General features: G+C 71.5%; 15 protein-coding genes. 9 read left to right on the plus strand and 6 right to left on the minus strand.

What is annotated here, in order from left to right; all coding sequences use genetic code 11:
- Positions 1 to 22: 22 nt before the first annotated feature.
- The 7 genes from AA23TX_RS05515 to AA23TX_RS05545 all read left to right on the plus strand — a co-directional run bounded on the left by AA23TX_RS05515 (position 23) and on the right by AA23TX_RS05545 (position 8,606).
- Positions 23 to 301, plus strand: coding sequence for a sarcosine oxidase subunit delta (locus AA23TX_RS05515; RefSeq protein ID WP_155541494.1), 279 nt, complete (start codon positions 23 to 25; stop codon positions 299 to 301).
- Positions 298 to 2,835, plus strand: a complete 2,538-nt coding sequence (locus tag AA23TX_RS05520) for a 2Fe-2S iron-sulfur cluster-binding protein (RefSeq protein ID WP_155541495.1) — start codon at positions 298 to 300, stop codon at positions 2,833 to 2,835. Before AA23TX_RS05515 ends, AA23TX_RS05520 begins: the two co-directional genes overlap by 4 nt.
- Positions 2,825 to 3,298, plus strand: a complete 474-nt coding sequence (locus AA23TX_RS05525; RefSeq protein WP_155541496.1) for a sarcosine oxidase subunit gamma — start codon at positions 2,825 to 2,827, stop codon at positions 3,296 to 3,298. The genes AA23TX_RS05520 and AA23TX_RS05525 overlap by 11 nt, the downstream gene beginning before the upstream one ends.
- Positions 3,295 to 4,137 (plus strand): formyltetrahydrofolate deformylase, encoded by an 843-nt coding sequence (gene purU, locus AA23TX_RS05530; RefSeq protein WP_155541497.1) that lies wholly within the window; start codon positions 3,295 to 3,297, stop codon positions 4,135 to 4,137. Before AA23TX_RS05525 ends, purU begins: the two co-directional genes overlap by 4 nt.
- A 13-nt stretch (positions 4,138 to 4,150) precedes the next feature.
- On the plus strand, positions 4,151 to 6,586 hold the full coding sequence (locus AA23TX_RS05535; protein WP_155541498.1) for a GcvT family protein: 2,436 nt from the start codon (positions 4,151 to 4,153) through the stop codon (positions 6,584 to 6,586).
- A gap of 15 nt (positions 6,587 to 6,601) precedes the next feature.
- On the plus strand, positions 6,602 to 7,132 hold the full coding sequence (locus tag AA23TX_RS05540; RefSeq protein ID WP_155541499.1) for a cyclodeaminase/cyclohydrolase family protein: 531 nt from the start codon (positions 6,602 to 6,604) through the stop codon (positions 7,130 to 7,132).
- A 112-nt stretch (positions 7,133 to 7,244) separates the two neighbouring features.
- Positions 7,245 to 8,606, plus strand: a complete 1,362-nt coding sequence (locus AA23TX_RS05545; protein ID WP_155541500.1) for a S1C family serine protease — start codon at positions 7,245 to 7,247, stop codon at positions 8,604 to 8,606.
- 1 nt (position 8,607) lies between these two features.
- On the opposite strand, the gene AA23TX_RS05550 is transcribed toward AA23TX_RS05545, so the two are convergent.
- Positions 8,608 to 8,982, minus strand: a complete 375-nt coding sequence (locus AA23TX_RS05550) for a MarR family winged helix-turn-helix transcriptional regulator (RefSeq protein WP_155541501.1) — start codon at positions 8,980 to 8,982, stop codon at positions 8,608 to 8,610.
- Between the two features lie 86 nt (positions 8,983 to 9,068).
- On the opposite strand from AA23TX_RS05550, the gene AA23TX_RS05555 reads away from it, so the two are divergent.
- On the plus strand, positions 9,069 to 10,529 hold the full coding sequence (locus AA23TX_RS05555) for an MFS transporter (protein WP_155541502.1): 1,461 nt from the start codon (positions 9,069 to 9,071) through the stop codon (positions 10,527 to 10,529).
- Between the two features lie 104 nt (positions 10,530 to 10,633).
- Here the strand turns inward: AA23TX_RS05555 and AA23TX_RS05560 are convergent, their stop codons facing one another.
- Positions 10,634 to 11,998, minus strand: coding sequence for an MFS transporter (locus AA23TX_RS05560; protein WP_155541503.1), 1,365 nt, complete (start codon positions 11,996 to 11,998; stop codon positions 10,634 to 10,636).
- Entirely contained in the window at positions 11,995 to 12,453 is a 459-nt protein-coding gene (locus AA23TX_RS05565) for a carboxymuconolactone decarboxylase family protein (RefSeq protein ID WP_155541504.1), read from the minus strand. The genes AA23TX_RS05560 and AA23TX_RS05565 overlap by 4 nt, the downstream gene beginning before the upstream one ends.
- 47 nt (positions 12,454 to 12,500) lie before the next feature.
- On the opposite strand from AA23TX_RS05565, the gene pdxR reads away from it, so the two are divergent.
- Complete coding sequence (gene pdxR / locus AA23TX_RS05570; protein WP_155541505.1) at positions 12,501 to 13,904, plus strand: MocR-like pyridoxine biosynthesis transcription factor PdxR; 1,404 nt, start codon at positions 12,501 to 12,503, stop codon at positions 13,902 to 13,904.
- Here the strand turns inward: pdxR and AA23TX_RS05575 are convergent.
- From AA23TX_RS05575 to AA23TX_RS05585, 3 genes are all read right to left on the minus strand, one after another.
- A complete protein-coding gene (locus tag AA23TX_RS05575; RefSeq protein ID WP_230862353.1) occupies positions 13,899 to 14,420 on the minus strand; it encodes a GNAT family N-acetyltransferase in 522 nt (173 codons plus the stop codon). The two genes, pdxR and AA23TX_RS05575, sit on opposite strands and share 6 nt — an antisense overlap.
- A complete protein-coding gene (locus tag AA23TX_RS05580) occupies positions 14,405 to 14,758 on the minus strand; it encodes a VOC family protein (RefSeq protein ID WP_155541506.1) in 354 nt (117 codons plus the stop codon). The genes AA23TX_RS05575 and AA23TX_RS05580 overlap by 16 nt, the downstream gene beginning before the upstream one ends.
- A 65-nt stretch (positions 14,759 to 14,823) precedes the next feature.
- Positions 14,824 to 15,624 carry a glycoside hydrolase family 25 domain-containing protein gene (locus AA23TX_RS05585; protein ID WP_155541507.1) on the minus strand — a complete coding sequence of 267 codons (801 nt, stop codon included), beginning with the start codon at positions 15,622 to 15,624 and terminating at the stop codon, positions 14,824 to 14,826.
- Positions 15,625 to 15,741 lie beyond the last annotated feature (117 nt).

Raw genomic sequence — 15,741 nt, forward strand, 5'->3', positions numbered from 1 at the left:
TCGTTCACAAGCAGGAGTCTCGATGCAGCTGATCCCTTGCCCCTGGTGCGGGCCGCGCGAGGAAGCCGAATTCCACTACGGCGGCCAAGCCCACGTCGCCTACCCGGAAGACCCGGCCGCACTGTCCGATGAGGACTGGGCGAAGTTCGTCTTCTTCCGCGCCAACCCCAGCGGCCCGCTCGCCGAGCGCTGGAGCCACTCCGCGGGCTGCCGCCGGTGGTTCAACGCCGTCCGCGACACCCGCACCCACGACCTGAAGGCGGTCTACCGCCTCGACGAGCCCAGGCCGGTGATCCCGTGACCCGACTGCCCGGCACCCCGCTCAAGTTCACCTTCGACGGCCGCGAGCTGACCGGTTTCCTCGGCGACACCCTGGCTTCCGCGTTGCTGGCCAACGGCATCCACCGGGTCGCGACCAGCATCAAGTACGGCCGGCCGCGCGGCATCGCCGGCGCCGGCGTCGAGGACTCCAACGCGCTGGTCCAGATCGAAGCGCCGTTCCCGGAGCCGATGCTGTCCGCGACGACGGTCGAACTGTACGACGGTCTGGTCGCGCGCGGCCTGTCCGGCCAAGGTCGCCTGGCCGCCGAGCCGGATCCCGCGCGGTACGACGCGAAGCACGCCCACTGCGATGTCCTGGTCATCGGTGCCGGGCCCGCGGGCCGCGCGGCCGCCGCTGCCGCGGAAGGACGCGTGCTGCTCGTCGACGACCAGCCCGGCGGCGAGGCGCCCGAAGGAGTCCGGTTCCTTTCGCGCACGACGGCGTTCGGCGTGTACGACGACGGGTTCGTGCTGGCCCTGGAGCGCCGGGGCGAACCCGCCGCGCCCGAGCGGATTTCGCGGCAGCGGGTCTGGCGGATCCGGGCGAAGCGGATCGTCATCGCCACCGGCGCCCACGAGCGGCCGATCGTCTTCCCGGACAACGACCGCCCCGGCATCATGCTCGCCTCGGCCGCGCGGACCTACCTGAACCGCTACGGAGTGCTGGCCGGGCGGCGCGTGGTCGTGTTCACCACCAACGACTCCGCGCTGGTCGCCGCCTCCGAACTGGCCGACGCGGGGGCCGAGATCGTGCGGATCGTCGACGCCCGCGAGGGCTACGGCGTCATCGGCACCGACGGCGGCGAGCACATCACCGCCGCGCACGTCGCGGAGCTGGGGTCGCTGGAGGGTGAGCGGGTGCCGTGCGACCTGCTGCTCGTGTCCGGCGGCTGGAACCCGGCCGTGCACCTGTTCAGCCAGGCACGCGGCAAGCTCCGGTACGCCCCCGAGCTGGGCTCCTACGTCCCGGACGGCGACCTGCCGAACGTCAGCGTCGTCGGCGCGGCGGCGGGCGAGGGATTGCCGGAAGCGAAGATCCTCTGGCAGGTGCCCGCCCCGGAGTCCGAAGTGGACACCAGGTTCGTGGACCAGCAGCGGGACGCGACCGTGTCCGACGTCCTGCGCGCGACCGGCGCCGGACTGCGGTCGTTGGAACACATCAAGCGCTACACGACCATCGGCACCGCGCACGATCAGGGCAAGACGTCCGGCATGCTCGCCGCGGGCATCACCGCCGAAGACCTCGGTGTCGACCTGTCGACCCAGCGCCCCACGACGTTCCGGCCGCCGTACACCCCGGTGTCCTTCGCCGCGCTGGCCGGGCGCAACCGCGGTGACCTGCACGATCCCGTGCGCGTCACGACGATCCACCCGTGGCACGTCGAGCACGGCGCCGAGTTCGAGAACGTCGGCCAGTGGAAGCGGCCGTGGTACTACCCGCGAGCCGGCGAGTCGATGCACGACGCCGTCCGGCGCGAATGCCGCGCTGCGCGCAACGACGTCGCGGTGATGGACGGGTCCACGCTGGGCAAGATCGACGTCCAGGGCCCGGACGCCGGCTGGTTCCTCGACATGCTCTACACGAACATGATGAGCACCCTCAAGGTCGGCCGGATCCGCTACGGCGTGATGTGCGGTGTCGACGGCATGGTGATCGACGACGGCACGGTCATCCGCGTCGGGGAGAACCGGTTCCTGGTCACGACCACGACCGGCAACGCGGCGATGGTCCTCGAGTGGATGGAGGAGTGGCTGCAGACGGAGTGGCCGCACCTCGAGGTCTTCGCGACGTCGGTCACCGAGCACTGGGCGACGATCCCCCTGGTCGGGCCGCGCTCGCGGGAAGTCCTGGGCCGGCTGGCGCCGGACCTCGACGTGAGCAACGCAGCCTTCGGGTTCATGACCTGGCAGGATGCCGAGGTCGCCGGGATCAAGGCCCGCGTCTGCCGGATCAGCTTCTCCGGCGAGCTGGCCTACGAGATCAACGTCCCGTCCTGGTACGGGCCCGCGCTGTGGCAGTCCGTAGTGGACGAAGGGGCGACGCCGTACGGCACCGAAACCATGCACGTCCTGCGCGCCGAGAAGGGCTACCCGATCATCGGCCAGGACACCGACGGCACGGTCACCCCGCAGGACCTAGGGATGTCCTGGGCGGTGTCGAAGAAGAAGGCCGACTTCATCGGCAAGCGCTCCTTCGCCCGCGCCGAGAACAACCGGCCGGACCGCAAGCAACTCGTCGGCCTGCTGCCGGTCGACCCGTCGGTGCTGCTGCCCGAAGGCTCGCAGATCATCGAGTCCGAAGTCGTGCCCGAACCCCCGGTGCGGATGCTCGGCCACGTCACCTCCAGCTACGACAGCGCCGCCCTCGGCCGCACCTTCGCGCTCGCTCTGGTGCGCTCGGGCCGCGAACGCGTCGGCGAAACGCTGTACGTCCCGCTCGGCGACCAGGTCGTGCCGGTGACCGTGACCGAATCCGTGCTCTTCGACAAGGAAGGAGCCCGCCGTGACGGTTGACGCGGTCGAAGAACCGTTCCGCACCCAGCTCACCGTGCGCCTCCGGGAGGGGCAGACCCTGCTCGGCGTCGACCTGCCCGCGCCGTGCACGTTCACCAGCGGCCACGGCGTCGACATCCTGTGGATGGGTCCCGACGAGTACCTCGTGCTCGCCGAACCCGGCCGCCAGGCCGAGCTGGAAGCGTCGCTTTCAGGTGAAAGTGCCGCCGTCGTGGATGTGTCGGCGCAGCGCAACGTCGTGCGGCTCACGGGCTCGCACGCGCGGGACGTATTGGCGCACGGGTGCTCGATCGACCTCGACCCGTCGGTTTCGCCGCCGGGCACGTGCGTGCAGACCCTGCTGGCGCGGACCGGGATCGTGCTCATGGCCCGGGAAGAGGGGTTCACGATCCTCGTGCGTCAGTCCTTTTCGGACTACTTCGAGGCCTGGCTGGCCGACGCGAGCCTGGAGTACGTCTCGTGACCTTCACCCTGACCCTCAAGTGCCCCGAACGTTCGGGCATCGTGCACGCCGTCACGACGTTCCTCGTCGGGCAGGGCTGCGACATCGTCGAGCACCAGCAGTTCGACGACGACGTCCGCGGCTCGCTGTTCCTGCGCACGTCGTTCACCTGCACCGAAGAGACCACGGTGGACGATCTCACGCGGGCGTTCTCCCCGGTGGCCGGGGACTTCGGCATGGAGTTCGGCTTCTCGGACGGGACACCGCCGCGGGTCCTGGTGATGGTGTCGAAGTTCGGGCACTGCCTCAACGATCTCCTCTTCCGCTGGCGTGCGGGCGGCCTCGGCGCCGAGATCGCGGTGGTCGTCTCCAACCACGAGGACCTCCGGCCGATGGCCGAGGCGGCCGGTGTCCCGTTCGTGCACGTCCCGGTCACGTCCGACACGAAGCCCGAGGCCGAGCAGCGGCTGCTCGACCTGGTCGGGGAGTACGAGGCCGACCTCATCGTGCTCGCGCGGTACATGCAGGTGCTGTCCAACGAGCTGTGCCAGAAGCTCGAAGGCCGCGCGATCAACATCCACCACTCGTTCCTGCCCGGGTTCAAGGGCGCCAAGCCCTACCACCAGGCCTACGACCGGGGCGTGAAGTACGTCGGCGCGACCGCGCACTACGTCACGCCCGACCTCGACGAGGGCCCGATCATCGAGCAGGAGGTCCAGCGCGTCGACCACACGTACTCGCCGCGCGAGCTCGTGACCGTCGGCCGCGACGCCGAAGCCCTCGCCCTCTCCCGCGCGGTGCGCTGGCACTGCGAACGCCGCGTCCTGCTCAACGGCAACAGCACCGTCGTCTTCCGGTAGAAGGAGTTCCGCCATGACCGCACCGAAAGTCGTGATCATCGGCGCCGGCATCGTCGGCGCGAACCTGGCCGACGAGCTGACCACCCGGGGCTGGTCCGACGTGACCGTCCTCGACCAGGGCCCGCTGCCGCGCACCGGCGGCTCGACGTCGCACGCGCCCGGCCTGGTGTTCCAGACCAACACCTCCAAGAGCATGACGGAGTTCGCGAAGTACACCGTCGGGAAGCTCCTGGAGCTGGACTGCTTCCTCCAGGTCGGCGGCATGGAGGTCGCGACGACGCCGGCGCGCTGGGAGGACCTCAAGCGCAAGCACGGCTGGGCGACGTCGTGGGGCGTCCCGGGCTCGATCATCGACGCCGAGGAGTGCGTCCGCCGGTGGCCGCTGCTCGACGGCTCGCAGGTGTTCGGCGCGCTGCACACGCCGACCGATGGGCTGGCGCGGGCCGCGAAGGCCGTCGAAGTGCTGGCTGAGCGGGCCACCTCGCGGGGTGCTCGGTTCGTCGGGTCGACCCGCGTGACCGACGTCCTGCGGGAGGGCGGGCGCGTCACCGGGGTCCGGACCGACCAGGGGGACTTCCCCGCCGACGTCGTCGTGTCGTGCGCCGGCTTCTGGGGCCGCGAGGTCGGCGCGATGGTGGGCATGGACGTCCCGCTGCTGCCGCTCGCGCACCAGTACGTCAAGACCGGCCGGGTCGACGAGCTGGTCGGCCGCAACACCGAGGAGGTCGAAGCGAGCCTGCCGATCCTGCGCCACCAGGACCAGGACCTCTACTTCCGCGAGCACGTCGACCGGATCGGCATCGGCTCCTACGCGCACCGGCCGATGCCGGTCGAGGAGTCCACATTGGACCCGTCGGTGACCGAAACGGCCATGCCGTCGATGCTGCCCTTCACCGAGGACGACTTCGCGCCGTCGTGGGAGGAGAGCAAGCTGCTGCTGCCCGCGCTGCGGCAGACGAAGGTCGAAGAGGGGTTCAACGGCATCTTCTCGTTCACCCCCGACGGCCAGTCGCTGGTCGGCGAGTCCGCCGACGTCCGCGGGTTCTGGCTCGCCGAAGCGGTGTGGGTGACGCACTCCGCGGGCATCGCCAAGGCCGTCGCCGAGCTGCTGGTCGACGGGCGCTCGGAGACCGACCTGCACGAGGTCGACGTCCACCGCTTCGAGGACGTCCAGCTCGCGCCGTCGTACGTGAGCGAGACGTCGCAGCAGAACTTCGTCGAGGTCTACGACATCCTGCACCCGTTGCAGCCCAAGCTTTCCCCGCGCGACCTGCGCGTGACGCCGTTCCACGTCCGGCAGCGCGAGCTGGGCGCGGTGTTCCTGGAGGCGGGTGGCTGGGAGCGGCCGCACTGGTTCGAGGCCAACGCGCCGCTGCTGAAGAAGCTGCCGCACGACGCGCTGCCGCCGGCGCGGGACGCGTGGTCGGCGCAGTTCCACTCGCCGATCGCGGCGGCCGAGGCGTGGCACACGCGCAACGGTGTGGCGCTGTACGACATGACGCCGCTGAAGCGCGTCGAGGTCAGCGGAAGTGGGTCACTGGAGTTCTTGCAGTCACTGAACACGAACCAGCTGGAGAAGTCGGTCGGGTCGGTCACCTACACGCTGATGCTGGACGAGGCGGGCGGCGTCCGCAGCGACGTCACGGTGGCGCGCCTCGGGCCGGAGCTGTTCCAGGCCGGGATCAACGGGAACATCGACGTCGACCACCTCGTGAAGCACGCGCCCGACGGCGTCCGGATCCGGGACATCACCGGCGGGACGTGCTGCATCGGCGTCTGGGGCCCGCTCGCGCGTGACCTCGTGCAGCCGCTGAGCCGGGAAGACTTCTCGCACACCGGGTTGAAGTACTTCCGGGCCCGCGAGGCGCGGATCGCCGGTGTCCCGGTCGTCGCGATGCGGCTGTCCTACGTGGGCGAACTCGGCTGGGAGATCTACACGAGCGCGGACAACGGCCTGCGGCTGTGGGACGCGCTGTGGGCGGCTGGGCAGCCCCTGGGCGTCATCGCGGCCGGGCGGGCGGCGTTCAACAGCCTGCGGCTGGAGAAGGGCTACCGGCTGTGGGGCACCGACATGACGACCGAGCACGACCCGTACGAAGCCGGCGTCGGCTTCGCCGTGCGCCCGGCGAAGGGCGAGTTCCTCGGGCGCGCCGCGATCGAGGGCCGGAGCGAGGACACGGCGTCGCGGCGGCTGCGCTGCCTGACGGTCGACGACGGCCGCACGGTCGTGCTGGGCAAGGAACCGGTGTTCGTCGACGGGGTCGCTTCGGGCTACGTCACGAGCGCGGCGTACGGCTACACGATCGGCCGGCCGATCGCGTACGCGTGGCTGCCGGCGTCGGCGCACGTCGGCAGTGGTGTCGAAATCGAGTACTTCGGCCGCCGGGTCGCGGCCACCGTGGCCGCCGAGCCGCTGGTCGACCCCGGCATGGAACGGATCCGGCGCTAGACGGAAGGCACAGCGATGCGTGACCAGACCATGACCGACTTCCTCAAGGCCCTCGCTTCGCCCGACTCCCCGGGCGGGGGCGTGACGGCCGCGTTGCACGTCGCCCAGGCCGCGGCGCTGGTGGCCCGCTGCGCCGAGGAGCGTGCGGTGGTGGCCGAAGCGGAGGCGCTGAGCATGCACGCGCTGCGGCTGGCGGAGAAGGACGCGCACGCGGCCAAGACGGTCACCCGCGCCCGACGGCAGCCGGCGGGCGACCTCCGCGACCGCGCGCTGGCGGACGCCCGGCGAGGCGCCCGCGTCCCGCCGGCGGACGTGATCGCGGGGGCGACGGTGGTGCTGGACCTCGCCGAGCGCGTGCCGCCGGGGCCGCGGGTCGCGACCGATCTCGCGGCCGCGGCGGAAGCGGCCCGTGCCGCGGCGGCGACCGCCGGGGTGAGCATCGAGGTGCTCTCCGCGGGCCTGCCGGAGGACGCGGTCCTGCGCGAGACGGTCGCCGCGATCCACGCCCGGGCCGATCGCCTCACCACGGCCCTCCGGGAGGGATAGCTTCGACCTCGCCGGGTAATCCACAGCAACTCCATGGAACCGCGCCAGGAAATTCTCAGGATCGCGGGGTTTCCTGGAACGGCCGGAGGCTTGTCGAGGGCTGGAGCTGTGCATGAGCGAGTACGACCGAGGGCCGCAGGGCGACGGCGGGTACCCGTACGGCTACGGCCAGGGCGAATACCCGCAGGGCCAGGGCTACTACGACCAGCAGCCCCCCACCGGGCAGCAGTACTACGGGCAGCAGCCCTACGACCACCAGTACGGCCAGGCCCGTGACCAGTGGGGACGCCCGTACCCGCCGCAGTACACCCAGCCCCAGGGGTTCTACGGCCAACCGGGGTACGGCTACCCGCCGCCCGTCCCGCAGCCGCCGCGACGGCGTCCGCTGCGGGCGCTGACCTTCGCCGTCGTCGCGGTGGCCATCGCGGTCGTCGCCGGGCTCGGCATCGGGCACCTCATCTCCGCCTCGACCACCCCGAACGCGAGCGGCAACCAGAACTTCGGTTTCTCCGGCCAGCCCAGCGCGTCGGCCACCGCGCTCGACGCCGGCGCCGTGGCCGCGAAGGTCAACCCGGCGATCGTCAACATCAACACCGAGCTCGGGCTGCAGGGCGCGGCCGCGGCGGGCACCGGCATCGTGCTCACCGCCGACGGCGAGGTGCTCACGAACAACCACGTCGTCGCCGGCGCGACCAGCATCAAGGTCACCAGCATCGGCACCGGGGACACGTACCAGGCGCACGTCGTGGGGTACGACCGCAGCGAGGACGTCGCGGTCATCCAGCTCGAAGACGCCTCCGGCCTGCCCACCGCGAGCATCGGCGACTCGTCCACGGTGAAGGTCGGCGACCAGATCCTCGGCCTCGGCAACGCCGGCGGCAAGGGCGGCGACCCCGTCCCGGCGCCCGGCACGGTGACCGCGCTCGACCGGTCGATCACCGCCTCCGACGAGTCCAGCGGGTCGTCCGAGCAGCTCACCGGCCTGATCCAGGTGCGCGCGAACATCGAGTCCGGTGACTCCGGCGGCCCGCTCGTCAACGCGAACGCGCAGGTCATCGGCGTCGACACCGCCGCGTCCACCGGCTACCAGCTCAACGGGCGCCGCAGCGGCGCCGGTGGCCAGGGCTTCGCGATCCCGATCAACCAGGCCGTCGACATCGCGCACCGGATCGTCGCGGGCACCGCGTCGGACAAGATCCACATCGGCAAGACGGCGTTCATCGGCGTCTCGGTCTCCGATGGTCAGGGGGCCCGGATCCGCGACGTCGTCGCGCGCGGGCCGGCGCAGCGAGCGGGCCTCGCGGCCGGCGACGTGATCACGGCGATCGACGGCAAGCCGATCGACTCGGCGACGACGCTGACGAACGTGATGGACACCCACCACCCGGGCGACAAGCTGACGCTGACGGTGACCGGTGCCGCGGGCGGGCAGCGGCAGGTTCAGGTGACGGCGGCCGAGGGGCCCGTGGGCTGAGTCAGCGCAGGGTCTCGTTGAGCACCTCGCGGTGCGTCCGCTTCGCCGCGAGGTAGCGCTCGCGGCCGGCGTCGGTGAGGGTCACGAAGATGCCGCGCCGGTCGACCTCGCACAGCGCGCGCTCGACCAGGCCTTCCTTCTCGAGGCGGGCGACCAGCCGGGAAGTGGCGCTCTGGCTGAGGTGGATGGCGCCGGTGAGGTCGGCCGAGCGGCACTTGAAGTCGCAGGTCGCGAGCCGTTCCAGGGCTTCGAACTCGTTCGCGCCGATCCCGTGGCGCTCCTGCAGGCGGCACTCGAGCGTGGTGAACACGGCCGAGTAGCGGGCCAGCAACTCGTGCCACTCCTGGACCAGACCCTGCTCAGCGACGTCGCTCACGGCGACCAACCTAGCATGCACGGACATCAGATGCAAATACATTAAATGCTTAGACATTAGATGCGCGTGCATGTACTGTCGCCGACATGAGCTCTTCCGTGTCCTTGTCCACCACCTCGACCCGGTGGGACGCACGTCTCTGGGGTGTCCTGCTCACCGTTTCGATCGTCATCGGCCTCGACGCGCTCGACGTGTCGATGGTCGGGGTCGCGCTCCCCGCCATCCAGGCCGACCTCGGCCTGTCCACCAACGCGCTGCAATGGGTCGTCAGCGGCTACGTCCTGGGCTACGGCGGCCTGCTGCTGCTCGGCGGGCGCACCGCCGACCTGCTCGGCCGGCGTCGCGTGTTCCTGGTCGCCGTCGCCGTGTTCGCGCTGGCCTCGCTGCTCGGCGGCCTCGTCGACGACGGCGCGCTGCTCATCGCGAGCCGCTTCATCAAGGGCCTGGCCGCCGCGTTCACCGCCCCGGCCGCCCTGTCCATCATCACCACGACGTTCCAGGAAGGCCCGGCCCGCAACAAGGCGATCAGCATCTTCGCCGTGTTCGGGGCGAGCGGCTACTCCGCCGGGCTCGTGTTCTCCGGCCTGCTGACCGAGGTCGGCTGGCGCTGGACGTTCCTGCTGCCCGCGCCGATCGCGCTGGTCGCCCTGGTCGCCGCGTGGAAGCTGATTCCGAGCTACGCGAAGGAAGAGGGCCGCGGCTACGACTTCCCGGGCGCCATCACCGGCGCCGCCGGCTCGCTGCTGCTGGTGTTCGGCGTCGTCGAGGCACCCGAGATCGGCTGGGCCGCGCCGCGCACGCTGATCACGTTCGCCGTCGCGCTCGCGTTGCTGGTGACGTTCGTGGTCATCGAGAAGCGCAGCAGCCACCCGTTGCTGCGCCTGGGAATTCTTCGCTCGGGACCGCTCGCGAGGGCGAACCTCGGCGGCGCGCTGTTCTTCGGCGCGTACATCGGGTTCCAGTTCGTCGTGATGCTGTACCTGCAGCGGGTGCTCGGCTGGTCGGCGCTGCAGACCGCGCTCGGCTTCCTGCCGGCGGCGCTGATCGTGGCGTTCGGCTCGCCGCGCATCGAGCCGCTGATCGACCGCGTCGGCACGCCGCGCACGATCTTCGCGGGCGTCGTCGCGCACGTGCTGGGTTACGCGCTGTTCCTGCGGGTGGACGAGCACTCGGGGTACGCGGCGTTCGTGCTGCCCAGCATGATCCTGCTCGGCATCGGCTTCACGCTGGCGTTCTCCTCGCTCAACATCCAGGCCACGGCCGGGATTTCGGACAGCGAGCAGGGGCTGGCGGGCGGCTTGCTGAACACGTCCCTCCAGGTCGGCGGCGCGATCGGGCTCGCGGTGGTGACGGCGGTCCTGACCGCCAACGGCGGCCGTGAGGCCTCCCCGGCAGCCCTGCTCACCGGCCTGACGCCGGCGCTGAGCGTGGTCACCGGCATCGCGGTGCTGGGGTTGCTGATCGCGATCAGCGGCCTGGTGGCCCGGAAGCGGGAGGCGGAGGAGCCGGTCCTGGAGCCGGAAGACCTGCTGGCTCTCGCGGACTGAAACCACGCGGAAGAGCCACCATCGCGGGGGATGGTGGCTCTTCCGCGGCCGAACGACACCGGATCGTGTCGGTGCCCTCGGCCAGCGTGGAAAACGGGGGCTGCTCAGGCCGGGATCGCCACCCCCGGCCGGGAGCCGCGGAACCGCAGCGCCGCCAGCGCGGTCATCGCGATGCCCGCCGCGGCCAGCAGCACCGCCGTGCGCAGACCGTCCACTTCGGACGTTCCCGCGTTGGCCACGGCCACGAACACCGCCAGCCCGACCGTTCCGCCGACCTGCTGGGCCGTCGACGCCACTCCGGACGCGATTCCCTGCGCCGTCACCGGAATCCCGGCGGCCGCCGCACCGAACATCAGCGTGTAGCCCGCTCCCTGGCCCAGCCCGAGCACCACCAGTGCGGGGACCACCGCGAGGTACGACGCCTCCGCGGTCATCGACAGCCCCAGCAATGCCGCCCCAGCTCCGCCGGCGAGCAAGGAAACCACCAGCGTCGGACGCGTGCCGTAGCGGGTGGCCAGCCGGCCGGCCGCCTGCGAACCCGCCGCGATCGCGACCATCGGGACGCCGAACGCCAGCCCGGTCGCCAGCGCGCCGTAGCCGTGCACGCCCTGGAAGTACGCGGTGAGGAAGTACAGCAGCGTCCCGAACGTGCCCATGTAGAGGAACGTCACGACAACCCCGGTGCCGAGGTTGCGCTCCCGCAGGAGCCGCAACGGCAACAGCGGGTCGCGGCTGCGGCGCTCGATCACCGCGAACGCGGCCAGCAGCGCGAAGCCGGCGGAAGCCGGGACCACCACCGACGTCCAGCCCAGCTCGGGGCCTTCGACCAGCGCGAACACCACCGACGTCGTCCCCAGCGTCGCGGTCAGCGCGCCGCCGAGGTCGAACCGGCGGCCGGGCTCCCGGGCGGGGTCGCCGGGCAAGAGCGCGAAGGCCAGCACCGCGGCCGCCGCGGCCAACGGGACGTTCACGAAGAACACCGCCGCCCAGCCGGACACCTGCGTCAGCACGCCGCCGAGCAGCGAACCGAGGATCATCCCGCTGCCGCCCGCGGTACCCCACACCGCGAACGCGCGGTTGCGGTCGCGGCCGGCCGCGAACAGCGTGCCGACCAGTGTCAGCGTCGCGGGGAAGAGCAGCGCCCCGCCCAGGCCCTGCCCGGCCCGGGCGCCGACGAGCAGGCCGGGGTCCCCGGCCAACCCGCCCACCAGCGAAGACCCGGCGTAGAGCGCGCACCCGGCGGCGAACACCCGGCGCGGGCCGAACAGGTCGCACGCCCGGCCGCCCAGCAGGAGGAACCCGCCGAACGCCACGGCGTACGCGCTCACCACCCACTGCAGGCTCTGGGCGGAGAAGCCGAGTTCGCGGCCGATGTCCGGCAGTGCCACGTACACGATGTTGTAGTCGAGGGAGATGATCAGCTGCGCGAACGCCAGCAGTGCCAGCACCGCGCCCGGGCGGCGGGTCACCGGGCCACCCGCTCGTCCGTGCCGGGCACCTTCGCCGTCGTGATGGCGATGCGGTTCCACGTGTTGATGGTGAAGATCAGCGCGAGCAGCTGCGCCAGTTCGTCTTCCGCGAACTGGCCGGCGGCCCGGGCGTAGACGTCGTCGGGGACGCCGCCGGAGATGAGGGTCACCGCTTCGGTGAGGGCCAGCGCGGCCTGTTCCTTTTCGCTGAAGAAGTGACCGGCCTCGTGCCACACGGCGACCATGTGCAGCCGCTCCTCGCTCTCGCCGGCCTTGCGGGCGTCGGAGGTGTGCATGTGCAGGCAGTAGGCGCAGCGGTTGAGCTGCGACGCGCGGATCTGGACCAGCTCGACCAGCGCGGGGTCCAGGCCGGCGCGGGCGGCGGCGTCGAAGCCGATCAGGGCCTTGAAGGCCTTCGGAGCGGACTTGGCGAAGTTGAGGCGGGAGTTCGTCATGACCAGAAATCTAGGGCCCGGTTGACCTCCGTGTAGGGTGCATTTCCGTGCCGGAATCATGGGTCAATCTGGGGGAGCGGCTCGGCGCCGACCTGCACCTCGAGCTGGCGGGCACCGGCGGCAAACGGGCCGCGCTCATCACCGCGCTGCGCGACGCCGTCCGCGCCGGACGCCTCGCCCCGGGCACCCGGCTCCCGCCCTACCGGTCGCTGGCCGCCGACCTCGGGCTGGCGCGCAACACCGTCGCCGACGCGTACGCCGAGCTGGTCGCCGAGGGCTGGCTGACCGCCGTCCAGGGCTCGGGCACCCGCGTCGCCGCGCGGGCCGAACCGCTCCCGGCCACCCGGGCGCCGAAGAACGCGCCGGGTCCTCCGGTGCCGCGGCACAACCTGCGGCAGGGCCAGCCGGACGCGACGTCGTTCCCGCGTCCGGAATGGCTCACCGCCGCGCGCCGAGCGCTGAGCGTCGCCCCGCACGACGCCTTCGGGCCCGGCGACCCGCGGGGACGGCGCGAACTGCGGGAAGCACTGGCCGGCTACCTCGCGCGAGCCCGCGGCGTGCGGACGTCACCGGAGCGGATCGTCGTGTGCTCGGGCTTCGCGCACGCGTTGCGGCTGCTGTTCCCGGCGGTGCTGCGCGGCCCGCTCGCCGTCGAGGCGTACGGCCTCGCGTTCCACCGCTCGATCCTCGCCGCGGCCGGCGTCGAGACGATTCCCCTTGCCCTGGACGAAAAAGGCGCCCGCATCGAGGAGCTGGACGCGCCGGCGGTGCTGCTGACGCCCGCGCACCAGTTTCCGACCGGCGGTCCGTTGCACCACGACAGCCGCACGGCGGTGGCCGACCACGTCCGCACGACCGGCGGCGTGCTCATCGAGGACGACTACGACGGCGAGTTCCGCTACGACCGCAAGCCCGTCGGCGCGGTCCAGGGTCTCGCCCCCGAGCACGTCGTCTACGCCGGTTCGGTGAGCAAGAGCCTTTCCCCGGCGCTGCGGCTCGGCTGGCTGGTGCTGCCGGAGCACCTCGTCGACGCCGTGCTGGCGGTGAAGGGGGAGCGCGAGGCGTGGGCGGGGGTGCTGGACCAGCTCACCCTGGCCGAGTTCCTGGGATCGGGGGCGTACGACAAGCACATCCGGCGGATGCGGCAACGGTACCGCCGCCGCCGCGATCTCCTCGTCGAGGCGCTGGCCGAACGGGCACCGCACGTGGTGCCGACCGGCATCGCCGCGGGGCTGCACGCGGTGCTGCGGCTGCCGCCCGGCTCCGAGCGGTCCGCGCTGAAAGCCGCCGCGTGGCAAGGGCTGGCGCTGGACGGCCTGGCGGCGTTCCGGCACCCGGGCAGCACGATGTCCACAATGGACGGACTGGTGGTCGGCTACGCGACGCCGCCGGAACACGCGTACCCGGCGGCGATCGACGCGCTGTGCCGCGCACTCCCGCCCGCGTCATAGCAGCGAGCGCGTGAGCCAGACCACTTCACCGTTGTCCTCGGTGGAAACGTGATCCCGCTCGAACCCGAGCTTTTCGAGGACGCGGAGCGACGGGGTGTTCCCGGCGCCGACGGTCGACCAGAGCCGTTGCCGCCCGGTCGCTTTCGCGGCGCCGAGCACCGCTTCGGCGGCCTCCGTGGCGTAGCCGCGCCCGTGCGCGCGCCGGAACAGTTCGTACGCGATCTCGGGCTCCTCGAGGGTGGAACGGCCGATGATCAAGCCGCAGTAGCCGATGAAGTCGCCTTCGTCCCGGCGCCGGATCGGCAGCAGGGCGATTCCGGTCTTCGCCGTCGCGGCGAGCTGCTTCGCGATGAGGGCCCGGATGTCCTCGACCTCCGGTGTCCCGTTGCCGCGTTCGGCGTGCAGGGCGCCGAGCGCGCCGGCGTCGGATTCGGTCCACGGCCGCAGGATCAGCCGCTCGGTCTCGAGGTGGCACGGCATCCGCTCGTGGCCGGGCACGGTCAGGACGGCTGCCACAGCTCTATGCGGTTGCCTTCGGGATCGGTGACCCAGCCGAACCGGCCGATGCCGTTCATGTCCTGGGTCTCCTCGGCCACTTCGGCGCCGTTCTCGCGAAGCTGCGCGAGCATCGCGTCGAGGTCGCGGACCCGGAAGTTGAGCATGGTCTGCTGCGACCGGGCGCCGAAGTAGTCGGTCGCGGCCTCGAACGGCGCGAAGACCGTGGGCCCGGCCTCTTGCTGCCACACTTCGGCCGAGCCGGCGTCGAGGCCGAGGCAGTCCCGGTACCAGGCACCCAGGGCCGCCGGGTCCGCCGCGCGGATGAAGTACCCACCGATGCCGAGCACGCGTTCCATGCCGCGATCCTGCCACGGCCGGGAATCCGGGGCCGCCGACACGCGGGGCGGCCCCGGACCCCGTGCTATCCGACGATGTCGAGCTCGAACGGGTCGGCCGCGCTGTAGTTGATGTCGGCCCAGACCGCGCCCGGCAGGTCGTAGCGCCGGTGCGAGGTCAGCTTGTTGTTGTAGCCCGCCACCTGCGTCGGGTTGTGGCCGACGCCCTGGTGGTCGTTGCCCCAGGCGAAGATGTCGCCGACCCACATCGGCTTCGAGAAGCCGTCACCGCCGAGCCGCGGCCGGATGACGATCGCCGCGCCGGGGCTGCCGGACAGGAACACCCGCACGGTGTTCTGGTTGGCGTTGGGCGGGGTGACGGTGATGCGCTCCATGATCTCCACTCCAGTCGAGGCGGACCCGTTTCCGTCCACACCGGGCCAGTAGTCGGCGACGGACGAGACGTCGTAGCCCGGGGCGACGTCCCCGCGGTACTGCTTGGCGATCGCGCCGTCCGGGATGGCGGGATCGCCGTTGTAGTGCGCTATCCAGTAATGCGGCTCGGCGACGCCGGCCGACGAGAACGCCGAGCGCACCGTGGGCCAGGTCGAGAGGTTGCAGTAGATCGTGGGGTCCGCGCCGGCCGCCCGGCGCATCCGGACCCAGCCCGGTGCCTCGCCCGGGCTGGCGTCGCCGGGTTCGACGTCCAGGACGTGACCGTCGTTGGTCGATGCCTTCTTGACGATCGTGACCTTGACCGCGTTCGGGAAGCGCGCCCAGTCGGCGGCCGACCAGGGTTCGAGCTGGATCTTGTCGATGTATCCCGCGACCATCTGCGCGCCGGCGGGGATGTTCGCGGCCGTGACCGCGTCGTACATCGTGCGCACGGGTTACGTCTCCGTTCGGTGCCGTTCGCCGTTTCGGGGACGGCGAAATCGTCTCCGCGATCCGCCATCGTGCTGTTACCCATGTGGGACGGGCGTCAAGCGACAATGTTACGCAGT

The sequence above is a fragment of the Amycolatopsis camponoti genome (assembly GCF_902497555.1).
GTDB classification, from domain to species: domain Bacteria; phylum Actinomycetota; class Actinomycetes; order Mycobacteriales; family Pseudonocardiaceae; genus Amycolatopsis; species Amycolatopsis camponoti.

What these genes read in the sequence shown, in the direction of transcription:
- AA23TX_RS05540 (WP_155541499.1), top strand. Translation starts at nt 6,602, where the DNA reads ATGCGTGACCAGACCATGACCGACTTCCTCAAGGCCCTCGCTTCGCCC.
- AA23TX_RS05515 (WP_155541494.1), top strand. Translation starts at nt 23, where the DNA reads ATGCAGCTGATCCCTTGCCCCTGGTGCGGGCCGCGCGAGGAAGCCGAA.
- AA23TX_RS05535 (WP_155541498.1), top strand. Translation starts at nt 4,151, where the DNA reads ATGACCGCACCGAAAGTCGTGATCATCGGCGCCGGCATCGTCGGCGCG.
- AA23TX_RS05555 (WP_155541502.1), top strand. Translation starts at nt 9,069, where the DNA reads ATGAGCTCTTCCGTGTCCTTGTCCACCACCTCGACCCGGTGGGACGCA.
- AA23TX_RS05565 (WP_155541504.1), bottom strand. Translation starts at nt 12,453, where the DNA reads ATGACGAACTCCCGCCTCAACTTCGCCAAGTCCGCTCCGAAGGCCTTC.
- AA23TX_RS05580 (WP_155541506.1), bottom strand. Translation starts at nt 14,758, where the DNA reads ATGGAACGCGTGCTCGGCATCGGTGGGTACTTCATCCGCGCGGCGGAC.
- AA23TX_RS05545 (WP_155541500.1), top strand. Translation starts at nt 7,245, where the DNA reads ATGAGCGAGTACGACCGAGGGCCGCAGGGCGACGGCGGGTACCCGTAC.